Origin of the sequence: Mucilaginibacter aquaedulcis (assembly GCF_030409325.1) — a bacterium.
Classification (GTDB): Bacteria; Bacteroidota; Bacteroidia; order Sphingobacteriales; family Sphingobacteriaceae; genus Mucilaginibacter; species Mucilaginibacter aquaedulcis.
Genome location: NZ_JAUFPR010000004.1, coordinates 1,098,067 through 1,111,951 on the forward strand (window position 1 = coordinate 1,098,067; position 13,885 = coordinate 1,111,951).

A 13,885-nucleotide genomic window follows, 5' to 3' on the forward strand; every position below is an offset into this window, starting at 1 on the left:
TTACGTTATGATTTTTGACCGTAAAACCCTGAATAACGAAAATTTAACACTTTTTTACAAAAAATTGTTAATGCCGCGCCTGGTTGAAGAGAAAATGCTGATCCTTTTAAGGCAGGGGCGCATTGGCAAATGGTTTTCAGGAATAGGGCAGGAAGCCATTGCCGTTGGCAGTACGCTGGCCATGCAAAATGATGAATATATTTTACCCATGCACCGTAATCTCGGTGTTTTTACCTCAAGGGATATTCCGCTTTCACGGCTCATGGCACAATGGCAGGGCAAGCCTTCGGGTTTTACCAAGGGGCGCGACCGCTCATTTCATTTTGGTACGCAGGAATACAAGATCATTGGTATGATATCTCACCTGGGCCCGCAGCTGGCTTTGGCTGATGGTATTGCACTGGCCGATGTTTTAGCTGAACGGAAAAGGTCAACCCTGGTGTTTACCGGCGAGGGGGCCACCAGCGAAGGAGATTTTCATGAAGCATTGAACATCGCCGCTGTTTGGAAACTGCCCGTTATATTTTTGATCGAGAATAACGGCTATGGCCTATCTACCCCAATCAACGAACAGTATGGCTGCCATAGCCTTGTTGATAAAGCCGTAGGCTATGGTATGGAGGGACGACGTATTGATGGAAACAACATATTAGAGGTTTACCATACCATTAATGAAATTAACCAAAGCATCCGTGAAAACCCACGACCTGTTTTAATAGAGTGCATGACCTTCAGGATGCGTGGTCATGAGGAGGCATCGGGTACTAAATACGTTCCGCAGAATTTATTTGAATGGTGGGCCGGTAAAGACCCGGTAGTAAACTTTGAAAGGTATTTACTTGGCGAAGGAGTTTTGAAACCTGAGGAGGTACCCATGATCAGGAAGGAAATGACTGCCCTTATTGAGGCTGAGATTGAAAAGGTTTATACCGAAGCAGATATTATCCCCGATGTTGAAACCGAAATTCGGGATATGTATTACCCCTATCGGTTTCCCGCAGCGCAGCCTGCCGCCACACCAGTAACCAGCAAACGTTACATTGATGCCATAAGCGATGGTTTGCGGCAGGGAATGCGCAAACATCATAACCTGGTGATCATGGGGCAGGATATTGCCGAGTATGGCGGCGCGTTTAAAATAACCCAGGGATTTACCGATGAGTTTGGCAAGGCACGCGTACGCAATACGCCAATATGTGAATCGGCAGTGGTTGGTGCAGGCATGGGCCTGGCACTCAATGGTTATAAGGCTATTGTTGAAATGCAGTTTGCCGACTTTGTTACCTGTGGTTTCAACCAAATTATTAACAACCTGGCCAAAACCCACTATCGCTGGGCGCAGGCCGTAGATGTTGTGATACGTATGCCCGCAGGCGCTGGTACTGGTGCCGGCCCTTTTCACTCACAAAGCAATGAGGCCTGGTTTACCAAAACTCCCGGACTTAAAGTGGTTTACCCCGCTTTCCCGGCGGATGCCAAGGGTTTGCTGCTGGCCGCTATTGATGATCCTAACCCGGTAATTTACTTTGAACATAAATACCTTTACCGCAGCATTAGCGGCGAGGTGCCCGATAATGATTGCCTGATTGAAATTGGCAAAGCCAATACGGTAAAGCAAGGCCAGCAGGCCAGTATAATTACCTTTGGCTTGGGTGTACACTGGGCCTTAGAATGTGCCGAAAAGCATCCGGAATTATCTATTGAGATTATTGATCTGCGCAGCTTGCTGCCCTGGGATCAGCAAGCGGTTGAAGCGAGCGTAAAAAAAACGGGCAGGGTATTGGTTTTGCATGAGGATACCCTCACCAGCGGCTTTGGTGCCGAAATAGCGGCCCATATTGCCGAACACTGTTTTAAATATTTGGATGCGCCGGTAATGCGCTGTGGTAGCCTTGATACGGCCATCCCGATGAATAAGGCCTTGGAAGACCAGTTTTTGGCTAAAGCAAGGTTGAAGGAAACTATGGATAGGTTGCTGGCCTATTAAGTGGATAATATAAAAAATGCCATCCTGATTATAGCTTTAGCTACATTTCGGGATGGCATTTTTTTAAGGGATAGCTTGCCGCTCTACTTATTCAGGTACATCGTAACTTATCACGACTGTTGGCAGTAGGGTTGCATACTCCAGAGGTACCTGATTGTAGGATATAATAGGCTTGCGCTGGCTGTAAAATTTATAAGCCTCCTTAATGGTAGCATTGCTGGCCATTGCAGGTGGATTAAAACTAATGGAAAAAGGGATGATAAAATCATGGAACTTTTCATGATCAGGAATAACCCATTTATGGTTCGATTTTTTTAGTGCTTCAATAATTGGCCCGGTTAAAACATAATCATCGGCATAGTAAACAATGATCTTTTTAATGCTACCCTTGGTATCGGCAGTGAATTTGAATACTGCGGTGCCGGTAGCTTTCTTTTTAATAATATCCGGCGATACCATCAGGCTATCTTTAAAAAAATGATTCATAATCGACGCACCGCCCTGAAAAGGAAATGCCAGTTCGGTTTGGGCCTTGCAATAAACAGACGATAAAATAGCTATAGTTAAAAACAGAATCTTCTTCATTTATACTTCTTTTGGTTCTCTTTTGCTGCCTTCATACAGCTCATATTCCAGTAAGCGGCAGTCAAGCTTACCATTATAAAATTCAATCCGGCGGGCCGGGCGCAAGCCAATTTTTTTGGCCAGATCCGGGTTGCCGGTAAATATATAACCACGGTAACCAAGGCATTTTTTCTTCATGAAATCGCCCATGCGTGCATAGGTGGCTTCCAGTTTGGAGTGTACACCCAAGCGCTCGCCGTATTCAGGGTTAAACATTACGATGCCCGCATCTTCCGGTACATCCGTATCCGCAAAGTCACAAACGCTAAAATCAATTAAATGTTCTACCCCGGCGGTTTTCGCGTTTTTCTGAGCGATGTCAACGGCATCGGCAGATATATCGGTAGCTATGATTTTGAAGTTGGTTTCTTTTTTTGATTTATCCTTCAGTTTGCGGCGTTCGGTGAAAAATACAGTTTCGTCATATCCTAAAATATGCATAAAACCATAGTTCATCCTGAACAAGCCCGGGCATTTATCGGTAGCCAGCAAGGCCGCCTCAATAGCCAGTGTACCTGAACCGCACATGGGGTTTATAAAAGTGCTTTGCCTGTCCCAGCGGGTAGCCATAATGGTTGATGTAGCCAGGGCTTCCAACATAGGTGCTTTGCCCGGTATTTTGCGATAGCTGTGTTTGGCCAGGGTTTCACCAGATGTATCAATGAATATATCGGCGTCGCTATCCTGCCAGTAAAGGTGTATGAGGGTTTTATTGGCTTCGGCACCCGAATTAGGCCTGATGCCTTTAACTGATTTTATTCTGTCGGCAATAGCATCCTTTACCTTAACGTTGGCAAACAACGGGGTAAGGATGTGCTCGTTATTAACATTAGATGATACGGAGAAATAACCCGAAAAATCAATTAGTTTTTCCCATTCAATGGTTACCAGCTCGTTATAAAGCTGGGTTGGGTCATCGGCTTTAAAGCTTTTTAATAAATATAATACCTGGCTGGCACAGCGCAGGTTAAGGTTAAGCACTATGGTATCGGTTACGGTACCTTTGAGCTCAACGCCTGTTTGAAAAACGCGGGTTGGTGTAAAACCCAGTGCCTCAACTTCCTGTTGCAGGTATGGTGACAACCTTTTATTACAGGTGATGATGATTTTACTTTCGGTGTGGAAAACTTGCATGATTATTTTGCGAATTTATGAATTAAAAACCCCTGATTTTAATTTCTTATCTATTAACTTTACATTTTAAATTTTTTTGAGAAGATAATTATGGAAGTTAAAGGTAAGGTATATGAAGTGTCGCCAACAGTGCAGGTAACTGAGTCACTTAAAAAACGCGAATTAATACTTGAATATATTGAGAACCCTCAATACCCTGAATATTTAAAGTTTGAAGCTATACAAGATCGTTGCAGCTTATTGGATGCTGTTAAGGTTGGCGATGATGTTGAAGTTTTCTTTAACCTGAAAGGCCGCCCATGGACTGATAAAACAGGTAAAAAAAGCTATTTTAACTCATTACAATTATGGAGAGTAAATGCTTTGGCAGCAGGCGCCGGTAGCGCAACTACACCAGAATATGCAGCACCTGCAGCAGATATCAGCTCATCAAATGATGATGACGATTTGCCATTCTAATTCATACGAACAATAGCATATATTGTTAATATAAAGAACTCCCTTTTAATTTTATTAGAAGGGAGTTTTTGGGTTTTAAAGGGTTTTTAGTTGCATATCCCTTTTATGCGCCTTCTTTAGATTTTCTCATCCCCTTTTTGTATATTGTATAATGGCTGATTTGTATTTTACTCAGGTAAAATAGCAAAGGGCTATATTTCAAACTGTTATTGCCGTAGGTAATTGTTAAATTTTGTTAAAAGCAATTATTATGTGCTTATTTAAAATAATTTTGTTTGTTAATACATGAAGAAAAGAAGTATCGGGTTGATCATTGGGCTAATGGCTTTTGCACTTTTGGGTGTAATGGCCATGCAATTGTACTTTTTAAGGCAATCGTACCAAATGCAATCTGAGCTTTTTGACCGGTCGGTTAACGAAGCGCTTAATAATGTGGTATCTAAAGTTAGTAAGCAGGATGCTGTTAACTTTTTAAACAACAAAGCGCAAAGAAGCGTTTCTGTTCCCAGCGATGATGTAAATGCCGGTATAAAGCAATTAAAAAGCAACGATAACGAACAATACGCTTTCAGGAAAAAGAAACAAAGCATCCGCGAAAAAAAAATAGCCCTGCTGCGTGATAGCCTTGAGCGGATGATCATGCATAAAAAAATGGATGATGAACTTGCCAGTCTGTTACAGCAGGAAGGTACGGTTGATTTTCAGGTAAGGGTTGAGGAATATACCGATGAATTTGGCGTGGTACATGGGCGGTTTACACCGCAAATAGTACGTACCCGTATTACCCGGACCCTAAATCGCCCTAAAAAGCTGCATAAATATGATACACTGCGATATGTTTATATCGATCCGCAGTTTGGCAAGCAATTAATTTCTGTACCTCAGATCAATCCGCTTTGGCAGCAGGATCAGATACGCAAACAAAAGGAACGGCAGGTTGCGCAGATCAAAAAGATGCTGGAAACCGATTCGCTGCAAAACCTCAACAGCGGTAAAACCACGGTAATAGAAAACCTGGCCGAAGAGTACCGCAAAACCGGCGAACCCCTGAAAAAACGCGTAAACCCGTTCTGGATAGATTCTTTATTACGATTTGAATTGCATAACAAAGGCATTTCCCTGCCCTTTAGCTATGAAGTAACAACCGCCAGCAACGATTCGCTTATATTTTCGAGTGCTATTGATAATGAAGGGAAGAAGCCTGTGTTTATCGCGGCTAACACCTATCAAACCCCCATTTTTAGTAAAGATGTGATCAATGATCCGGGTAAGATTAAACTGGCATTTCCACAGAAAAATTCATTGATACTACGAAATATGACAGCTACGGTGGGCACATCAGGCGCTTTGTTATTGGTACTTGTATTTTGTTTCGCCTATACTATCTTCTCAATTCTAAGGCAAAAGAAGGTGTCTGAAATGAAGATCGACTTCATCAACAACATGACCCACGAGTTTAAAACTCCCGTATCAACCATCATGATAGCCAGTGAAGCTTTGAGGGACGCAGAAATTACCGAGGATAAAAGTCGGGTATCGCGCCTGGCCAATATCATATTTGAAGAGAATGCCCGTTTGGGTAGTCATATAGAGCGGGTATTGAATATTGCCCGTATCGAAAAGAATGACTTTAAACTGGATAAAAAACCGCTTGATGTAAACGATATGGTGGCCGTTGTGCTGGATAGTATGGCGCTTAAACTACATAAGTTTGGAGCCAAAACTACCATGAACCTCACAGACGATAACACCGTTATTGTGGCCGACGAGCTGCATTTTTCAAATGTGCTTTACAACCTGATAGATAATGCGATAAAATACAGTGTTGGTACTCCCGAAATAACTATCAGCACCCAAGTGAAAAACGGACATGTGCTGATCCGGGTGGCTGATAAAGGAATTGGCATGAGCCGCGACCAGCAAACTAAAATATTTGAACAGTTTTACCGTATCCCCACCGGTAATTTGCACGATGTTAAAGGATTTGGCTTAGGGTTAAGCTATGTAAATACAATAGTAAAAAGACTTAACGGAGCCATAAGTGTAAAATCTGAAAAGGAAAAAGGTTCAGAATTTGAACTTAAGTTTTCATTGGCATAAATCGGAGCTTCCGGACTAAAAAACAAACATGAAAAAAATATTACTGGTTGAGGACGATGCCAATTTAGGGTTGCTATTACAGGACTACCTGCAGTTAAAAGGTAAATTTGATGTTGTTTTGTGTAAAGATGGCGAAGAGGGTTTACGTGCCTTTACCAAGCAGGTTTACGATTTGCTGATATTGGATGTAATGATGCCCAAAAAAGACGGTTTTACCTTGGGTAAAGACATCAGAAAAATTAACCCTCATGTGCCTATTATTTTCGCTACAGCTAAGGGCATGATTGAAGATAAGATGCAGGCCTTTAACCTTGGCGGCGACGATTATATTACCAAACCTTTCCGTATTGAAGAATTGTTGCTGCGTATCAACGCGCTTTTAAAAAGGACAGAAAACACTGATAAAAAGGAAGAAGAAAGGCAAACCACATTTAAAATAGGACGTTACACTTTTGATTATACCACGCAGTTTATCACCATTGGCGATACGCAGCAAAAGCTATCAACCAAAGAAGCAGAGTTGCTGCGTTTACTTTGTATGCGCAAAAATGAGGTGCTTACCCGCGAAGAAGCCCTGCTGAACATATGGCACGATGACAACTATTTTAACGGCCGCAGCATGGATGTGTTTTTAAGTAAGATACGTAAGTATCTAAAGGATGATCCTAACGTTGAGATCATCAACGTACACGGCAGGGGATATAAATTACTCATCAATTAGCCCACCTGCAATATTGCAACTACAGCGCATATAGCAGTTTTTACCCCATTGATTTTGCTTTCAAATAATTATTTTTATTGTGAATAAATACCTATACCTGTAACAACTTTGTTATCGCAGGCTTGTCCTTTTTAAATTTGATAATTTAGGTTTTTAATAGCTGATCACATTAATTTATTATTTATGAAACTAAAATTACTCTTTTCATGCCTTATTTCGGCGGGTTTAGCGTTCCCTGCTTTTGCACAGGAAACGGTTGATCCGGCTGTTGTTCAAAAAATAAGGGAAGAAGGGCTGAACCATTCAAAAGTAATGGAAACGGCCTTTTATTTAACCGATGTTTCCGGGCCGAGGCTATCAGGCTCGCCTGGTTTAAAACGTGCTCAGGACTGGGCTGTGAATCAATTGAAAACCTGGGGACTTGCAAATGCTAAATTGGAAGCATGGGGTAAGTTTGGTAAAGGCTGGGAAGTTCAAAAAAACTATGCAGCCATTACAGTACCATATTACCACGCCATCATAGCTATCCCAAAAGCCTGGACACCCGGTACCAATGGGGCAGTTAAAGGCGAAGTGGTGGTTATAAAAGCCGATTCGGCCGCGGAGCTTGATCAATATAAAGGCAAGCTGCAGGGCAAGGTGGTTATATTTGATGTGAAGCCGCTTGTTGAACGCAGCTTTAAATCAGATGCGGCACGTTATACCGATGAGGAACTGACCGAAATGGCCAACGCTACTGCTAAGCCGGCCGATGGCCGTAGGGGCGGCGATGCCAACTCCGCACAGTTTGTTGCCATGCGTAAATTACGTGCTTTCCAAACCACTGCCCGCGCCTTTTTGTATGACGAAAAAGTTGCATTGATACTAAGCCAGGCCCGCGGTACCGATGGTACTGTATTTACAACCAATGGCGCATCATATGCCGATACGGCTAAAACTGTAGCTCCTGAGCTGGAAACCAGCAGTGAAGATTATCAGCGCATTTTACGTTTGGCTAAAGCCGGACAAAAAGTAGAAATGGAAGCCGATATTAAAACCCAGTTTTTAACTAATGATCTGCAAGGATACGATGTAGTAGCCGAGATACCGGGTACAGATAAAAAGCTGAAAGACCAGGTGGTTATGATTGGCGGACACCTTGACTCATGGCACGCAGCTACCGGTGCTACTGATAATGCCGCTGGCAGCGCTGTAATGATGGAGGCTGTACGTATTTTAAAAGCCATTAATTTTAAACCAAAGCGTACCATTCGCATAGCTTTATGGAGTTCGGAAGAGCAGGGTTTGTATGGCTCACGCGGCTATGTGCTGAACCACTTTGGCGATCCTAAAACAATGCAGCTTAAACCTGAACAGGCTAAACTATCGGCTTATTATAACCTTGATAACGGTACCGGAAAAATCAGGGGGATATATCTGCAGGGTAACGAAGCTGTAAGGCCGATATTTAAATCATGGTTAGAGCCTTTTAAAGACCTTGGCGCTACAACAATAACCATTAATAATACTGGCGGAACCGATCATTTATCATATGATGCGGTAGGTATCCCGGGTTTCCAGTTTATTCAGGATGCTGTTGATTATGGTACACGTACACACCACAGCAACCAGGATACTTATGACCGTTTGAGCGAGGATGATCTTAAACAAGCGGCAACAATCATCGCTTCTTTTGTGTACAATACATCTGAACGTGCCGAAATGATACCAAGAAAAGAGTTGCCTAAACCGCAACCTGCAACAAGGTAGTATCAAAATAATCTAAAATAAAAGTTTGTCATTTCGACGAGAAACGAGGAGAAATCTTATACAAAGTGCATGGTTGTTTTGCAGGCCGTATAAGATTTCTCTTTCGCCCTATGCTTAAGCACACCTGTGCTCTCTCGAAATAACAAACTTTATACAAATACTACTCCAGCTCTATCTTCTGATGCTGATAGGGTATCTCGATATGTTTAAATCCTTTTTCTTTTAGCTTGTGACTAAAATGCTGCTGTACATCATACTCCCCATGAACAAGGAATATGGTTTTAACCTCTTCAGGGTTTTGTCCAGTCAGGAAACGGATCAGATCCTCATAGTCGCCGTGGGCGCTCATTGATTTGATAGATCTTACTTCGGCCTTTACCTCATATAACTCACCATAAATATGTACCTCCTTATCACCATTGATCAGGTGTCCGCCCAATGAATTTGGCTCTGCATAACCTACCATTAAAATAGTATTCTTATGGTTATTGATGTTATTTTTAATGTGATGCTTTACTCTCCCCGCTTCGGCCATGCCCGATGAGGAGATGATAACACATGGGCGCTCATCATTATTTAAAGCCTTTGATTCTTCAGTCGACTGTATAAATCGCAATCCCTTAAACCCAAACGGGTTGGCATCGGTTTTTAACACCTCCTTAACTTCTTTATTATAAACCTCTGGGTGGTTCATGAGTACTTCGGTAGCTTTTTGCGAAAGCGGGCTATCTACATAATACGGTATATCCGGCAATACACCTCTGATTTCAAGCGCATTTAAGGCATATAATAACTCCTGCGTACGGCCAACACTAAAGGCAGGAATAATTACCTTGCCTCTTTTTACCTCGCAGGTTTGTTTAATAATATCCAGTAAGGCATCCTCAATTGGCCCCAGATCTTTATGCAGCGAATCGCCATAGGTTGATTCAAGCAGGATATAATCGGCCTGATCAAATTGTTCCGGATCATTCAGCAGCATATCGTCATAACGGCCAACGTCGCCGCTAAAAGTAATACGGGTAAGTTTGCCGTCTTCCAAAATAGATAAATGTACAGCCGCGCTTCCTAAAATGTGCCCGGCATCGGTAAAGGTTAGTTTAACCCGCGCACTAATTTCATGCTCCTCATGGTATTCCACTATCTTAAATAAACGAAGGGCTTCCATGGCTTGTTCGTCGGTGTATAAAGGTGTTAATAACGGCAAGCCTTTACGTGAGCGCTGTTTATTGCTGTATTCTATATCCTGCATTTGTATATGTGCCGAGTCCATAAGCAGGATACGGGCCAGACCCATTGTTGCCGATGTGCAGAATATAGGTCCGTTAAAGCCCTCGGCAACCAGACGCGGTATTAATCCGCAATGGTCAATGTGCGCGTGCGACAAAACCATGCAGGTTACCTTTTTGGGGTCGAAGCCAAAATGCTCGTTCAGATCTTCAGAATGTTCGCCCATGCCCTGAAACATGCCGCAATCCAGCAAAATAGAAGTATTATCTTTTAGCTTGATCAAATGCTTGCTGCCGGTAACATTACGGGCAGCACCATGAAAGGTTATATTCATTATAAGTGGTATAAGAAATTGCTAACGAAGATGCACAATAAATGTTTACCAAAATAAAAACTAAAACTTTAGTTGTTATTTTGGTTTATACTATTTAACTTAGTTTAACCAATTGGATATTTTGATGTAGTGTTGGTTAATACATCAAAATTTTATTATGAACTATTATGGAAATTAAAGAGTTAACGCGCGCCGAAGAACAAATAATGCAGGTATTATGGCAACTTGAAAAAGGGTATGTAAAAGATGTGATCGATCAGCTGCCCGAACCCAAGCCTGCCTACAATACGGTATCAACCATTATCAGGATATTAGAAACCAAGGGTTTTGTGGGGCATACAGCATTTGGCAAAAGCCACCAGTACCATCCGGTGGTGAGTAAAGACCAATATCAGAATTTTGCTGCCGATAAACTGTTAAGTGGGTATTTTGATAACTCGGTTAATCGTATGCTATCGTTTTTTGTAAAAAAAGAAAAGATAGACCTGAAAGAGGCCGATGAAATCATGAAACTGATTGAGAAACTCAAAGACAAATAATTATGAGCTGGTGGCAATACCTATTACTGGTAAATATTTACCTGGTACTGTTTTATGCGTTTTATATTTTACTGCTGCGGAAAGAAACCTTCTTTCAGCTTAACCGGATTTACCTGGTAACGGCCGCGTTACTATCGTTCTTTATACCACTTATACAGGCAGATTGGGTTAAGAATTTGTTTATTACACAGCAGGTAAAGTATACCATTTACAGCAACCCGGTAATGATATACAGTTTTAGGCCGCCAGAGCCCTCACAAATTAGCATTGGGCAGATACTTGCAGTTTTATATGGTGCCGGAATATTGTGTTTATCCATACGCCTTATATGGCAGCTGATAATGTTGAAGAGAGTGATCAACCAACCGCGGGCAACCGCGGCTTACTCTTTTTTTGGCAAAATCAGGCTTGATGAGGCCAATGAGGATAACCGCATTATTGAGGCGCATGAGCAGGTGCATGCCCAACAATGGCACTCGGCCGATGTATTACTTGTTGAACTGGTAATGATCGTTAATTGGTTTAACCCAGTGGTGTATCTGTACCGGGTTTCGGTTAAGCACATTCATGAATACATTGCCGACAGGCAGGCCGTAAAAGCTGGCACCAACAAAGCCGAATACGCCCTGCTGCTGCTGAGCCAAACGTTTGAGACGCCCGCTCACCGATTGGTAAACCCATTTTATAATCACAGTTTATTAAAACAGCGTATTATCATGTTACAAAAAAATAAATCACAGCGAATATCGCTCATCAAATATGGCCTTTCGGCACCGTTGTTTATACTGATGCTCATACTGTCATCAGCAACAATAAACAACAGTAAGCCGGTTACGGTTATCAATAGTAAAGCCCATCAATTATTTAATGAACCTGCTCAAACAGATTTTTTAGAAAATACGGTAGTGGATGAACAACTGATAATTAAAAATGCGGCTGTTGTTAAGACTGCTGTAATTGATACAGTTAAGAAAAAATCAAACGTGTACACCTCTGTTGATAAAGTGCCCGAGTTTCCGGGTGGCCTTGAAGCATTTGGAAAATTTTTAGGTGCAAACGTTAGGTATCCGGCAGATGCGCGCGAACATGGCATACAGGGCAGGGTTATTGTAACTTTTGTAGTTGAACGGGATGGTTCCTTATCTGGCTACGAAGTGCGGAGAGGTGTTAATAAACAATTGGATGATGAGGCTGTAAGGGTACTTAAGCTATCGCCAAAATGGGAGCCGGGAGTACGTGGTAATGAAAAGGTACGTACCCAATATACAGTTCCGATTAACTTCAGCCTCGCTAAAGAAGATAATAAGCCATCTGCATCAAAATCAGGTGCTGTATTTACTTCCGTTGAACGGGTGCCCGAATTTCCGGGAGGGCTTGAGGGTTTAGGCCGCTTTTTGGCTACTCATATTAAATATCCTAAAGAAGATCGGGAAAAAAATATCCAGGGAAGGGTAATTGCTACGTTTGTGGTTGAGCCCGATGGTTCACTGTCTGATATTAAAATAGTCAGAGGTGTTAGCAAAGGCCTCGACGATGAATCGCTGCGCGTTTTGGCATTATCGCCAAAATGGAAACCGGGTTATCAAAGCAATACGCCTGTAAGGGTTCAGTATTCCATTCCTATAAGCTTTACTTTGGATGGGAGTAATGATGCTAAGAAGCCAGCGCCTGATAAAACCGGAAACATAGAAACAGGCAAAGGAAATACTAATTCTATGAGTTTCAAAGCTGTAAAGGATACAGCAAAAACCAATTTAAACAATACCAGGATCTCTTTCATGGACAAGGCAGCAAGTTCATCTAATCCGCTGTATGTGGTGGATGGTAAGGTGCTGAATTCTGGTGATTTAAGCACAATAAACCCTGATAATATCCAAAGCATAAACGTATTGAAAGATAAATCGGCCACAGCTATTTATGGTGCAAGAGGAGCAAATGGAGTTATCATAGTTACCACTAAAGGTTCAAAAACGAAGACTCCGGAACCTAAAGGTTAATAACCTAAAACCCGTTTAAAACAAAAGCCCTTTCGTATTTTACTACGAAGGGGCTTTGTCATAATTTGTCGCGGATTTTATTTCTTCTTTTTAGCGGCTTCGCCAATTGGTTTTACCACATCTTTTTTGCCCGATTGATAATCTGATGGCGCTTTTTTACTGCCTTCTGCAGCGGGTTTCTTTTTTTCTTTAACCGCTTGTCTGTCCTTGCTCATAGTTTTAATGTTTTAAAAGTTAGTATAACAGGATTGCAGATTTTGTTTTCCTTGCCTGTATTTATCGCAGAAGTTTACCGGGTTGTAACTTAATGCTCCGGCTTATTGAAAGAAAAGGATTGCTTTAATTTTTGAAACCTATATATTTGGCCCGTTATTGCAGCAATTGATTAAAGATAGCTTTTTTTAATTGGTAATAGATATAATACAGGGTAATTTATAATTATGCACATTTTAATGTGGAAACTGCCTGTATAATTGCTTAACTTTGACACGATTTTTGATACACATATATTTATATAGATAATTACATATCTCGCTCAAGATGAAAAGTTTTATTTCGCCAACACTGTATGCAGGTTTAAACTATGTGATAGCTCTTGTGCTTATAGCATCACCATGGTTATTTGGTTTTGAAGGTCATAAAATAGGTGCTGCTTTACTTTTACCTATGATCATAGGTTGGTTTCAGCTTATTATGGCTATTTTTAGTAACAACAGCTTAGGCTTTTTAAAGCAATTTCCTATGCAAATGCATTTCTTTTTAGATGTGCTTTCAGGATCATACCTGTTTTGCTCTCCATGGATATATGATTATGCTCACGTTACTTTTTGGCCGCAGGTTTTGATGGGTGGTTTATTGGTGATCATGGGTGCCTTTACTAAAGGTTCAAGGTTTACCACTCCTCCAGTTCATCACTATGACAAAGGCTTGGCCGGTATCAACGACTAATTACTGATCATCAGTTTCAAAATAAAAATAAAGGGCTCTGCAAAATATTTGCGGAGCCCTTTA

General features: G+C 41.6%; 12 protein-coding genes. 8 read left to right on the forward strand and 4 right to left on the reverse strand.

Annotated features, from left to right (window positions below; genetic code table 11):
• The first annotated feature begins 7 nt into the window (after positions 1–7).
• A complete protein-coding gene (locus tag QWZ01_RS23255; RefSeq protein WP_290327625.1) occupies positions 8–1,987 on the forward strand; it encodes an alpha-ketoacid dehydrogenase subunit alpha/beta in 1,980 nt (659 codons plus the stop codon).
• Positions 1,988–2,074: 87 nt separating this feature from the next.
• Here QWZ01_RS23255 and QWZ01_RS23260 read toward each other — a convergent pair whose 3' ends face one another.
• The gene (locus QWZ01_RS23260) at positions 2,075–2,572 is read right to left on the reverse strand and encodes a hypothetical protein (RefSeq protein WP_290327627.1); all 498 of its coding nucleotides are present in this window, start codon (positions 2,570–2,572) and stop codon (positions 2,075–2,077) included.
• A complete protein-coding gene (locus QWZ01_RS23265) occupies positions 2,573–3,745 on the reverse strand; it encodes a THUMP domain-containing class I SAM-dependent RNA methyltransferase (RefSeq protein WP_290327629.1) in 1,173 nt (390 codons plus the stop codon).
• Positions 3,746–3,835: 90 nt separating this feature from the next.
• Here QWZ01_RS23265 and QWZ01_RS23270 point away from each other — a divergent pair, with 90 nt between their 5' ends.
• The 4 genes from QWZ01_RS23270 (at position 3,836) to QWZ01_RS23285 (ending at position 8,774) form a co-directional block, all read left to right on the forward strand.
• The gene (locus QWZ01_RS23270) at positions 3,836–4,204 is read left to right on the forward strand and encodes a DUF3127 domain-containing protein (protein WP_290327631.1); all 369 of its coding nucleotides are present in this window, start codon (positions 3,836–3,838) and stop codon (positions 4,202–4,204) included.
• A gap of 285 nt (positions 4,205–4,489) precedes the next feature.
• Positions 4,490–6,304 (forward strand): sensor histidine kinase, encoded by a 1,815-nt coding sequence (locus tag QWZ01_RS23275; protein WP_290327633.1) that lies wholly within the window; start codon positions 4,490–4,492, stop codon positions 6,302–6,304.
• A gap of 28 nt (positions 6,305–6,332) precedes the next feature.
• Positions 6,333–7,025, forward strand: a complete 693-nt coding sequence (locus tag QWZ01_RS23280) for a response regulator transcription factor (RefSeq protein WP_290327634.1) — start codon at positions 6,333–6,335, stop codon at positions 7,023–7,025.
• 183 nt (positions 7,026–7,208) lie between these two features.
• The gene (locus QWZ01_RS23285; protein ID WP_290327636.1) at positions 7,209–8,774 is read left to right on the forward strand and encodes a M20/M25/M40 family metallo-hydrolase; all 1,566 of its coding nucleotides are present in this window, start codon (positions 7,209–7,211) and stop codon (positions 8,772–8,774) included.
• A gap of 160 nt (positions 8,775–8,934) precedes the next feature.
• On the opposite strand, the gene QWZ01_RS23290 is transcribed toward QWZ01_RS23285, so the two are convergent.
• Positions 8,935–10,338, reverse strand: a complete 1,404-nt coding sequence (locus tag QWZ01_RS23290; protein WP_290327638.1) for an MBL fold metallo-hydrolase — start codon at positions 10,336–10,338, stop codon at positions 8,935–8,937.
• 167 nt (positions 10,339–10,505) lie between these two features.
• Here QWZ01_RS23290 and QWZ01_RS23295 point away from each other — a divergent pair, with 167 nt between their 5' ends.
• Both QWZ01_RS23295 and QWZ01_RS26065 read left to right on the forward strand, forming a co-directional pair.
• Positions 10,506–10,877, forward strand: a complete 372-nt coding sequence (locus QWZ01_RS23295) for a BlaI/MecI/CopY family transcriptional regulator (RefSeq protein WP_290327639.1) — start codon at positions 10,506–10,508, stop codon at positions 10,875–10,877.
• 2 nt (positions 10,878–10,879) lie between these two features.
• Positions 10,880–12,874 carry a TonB family protein gene (locus QWZ01_RS26065; RefSeq protein ID WP_353959435.1) on the forward strand — a complete coding sequence of 665 codons (1,995 nt, stop codon included), beginning with the start codon at positions 10,880–10,882 and terminating at the stop codon, positions 12,872–12,874.
• Positions 12,875–12,951: 77 nt separating this feature from the next.
• Here the strand turns inward: QWZ01_RS26065 and QWZ01_RS23310 are convergent, their stop codons facing one another.
• The gene (locus QWZ01_RS23310) at positions 12,952–13,089 is read right to left on the reverse strand and encodes a hypothetical protein (protein ID WP_175614058.1); all 138 of its coding nucleotides are present in this window, start codon (positions 13,087–13,089) and stop codon (positions 12,952–12,954) included.
• Positions 13,090–13,414: 325 nt separating this feature from the next.
• On the opposite strand from QWZ01_RS23310, the gene QWZ01_RS23315 reads away from it, so the two are divergent.
• Positions 13,415–13,822 carry an SPW repeat domain-containing protein gene (locus tag QWZ01_RS23315; protein WP_290327646.1) on the forward strand — a complete coding sequence of 136 codons (408 nt, stop codon included), beginning with the start codon at positions 13,415–13,417 and terminating at the stop codon, positions 13,820–13,822.
• Positions 13,823–13,885: the final 63 nt, after the last annotated feature.

Coding starts and splice junctions, on each gene's coding strand:
- QWZ01_RS23260 (WP_290327627.1), bottom strand. CDS start 2,572: ATGAAGAAGATTCTGTTTTTAACTATAGCTATTTTATCGTCTGTTTAT.
- QWZ01_RS23290 (WP_290327638.1), bottom strand. CDS start 10,338: ATGAATATAACCTTTCATGGTGCTGCCCGTAATGTTACCGGCAGCAAG.
- QWZ01_RS23255 (WP_290327625.1), top strand. CDS start 8: ATGATTTTTGACCGTAAAACCCTGAATAACGAAAATTTAACACTTTTT.
- QWZ01_RS26065 (WP_353959435.1), top strand. CDS start 10,880: ATGAGCTGGTGGCAATACCTATTACTGGTAAATATTTACCTGGTACTG.
- QWZ01_RS23265 (WP_290327629.1), bottom strand. CDS start 3,745: ATGCAAGTTTTCCACACCGAAAGTAAAATCATCATCACCTGTAATAAA.
- QWZ01_RS23310 (WP_175614058.1), bottom strand. CDS start 13,089: ATGAGCAAGGACAGACAAGCGGTTAAAGAAAAAAAGAAACCCGCTGCA.
- QWZ01_RS23280 (WP_290327634.1), top strand. CDS start 6,333: ATGAAAAAAATATTACTGGTTGAGGACGATGCCAATTTAGGGTTGCTA.
- QWZ01_RS23295 (WP_290327639.1), top strand. CDS start 10,506: ATGGAAATTAAAGAGTTAACGCGCGCCGAAGAACAAATAATGCAGGTA.
- QWZ01_RS23270 (WP_290327631.1), top strand. CDS start 3,836: ATGGAAGTTAAAGGTAAGGTATATGAAGTGTCGCCAACAGTGCAGGTA.
- QWZ01_RS23285 (WP_290327636.1), top strand. CDS start 7,209: ATGAAACTAAAATTACTCTTTTCATGCCTTATTTCGGCGGGTTTAGCG.
- QWZ01_RS23275 (WP_290327633.1), top strand. CDS start 4,490: ATGAAGAAAAGAAGTATCGGGTTGATCATTGGGCTAATGGCTTTTGCA.
- QWZ01_RS23315 (WP_290327646.1), top strand. CDS start 13,415: ATGAAAAGTTTTATTTCGCCAACACTGTATGCAGGTTTAAACTATGTG.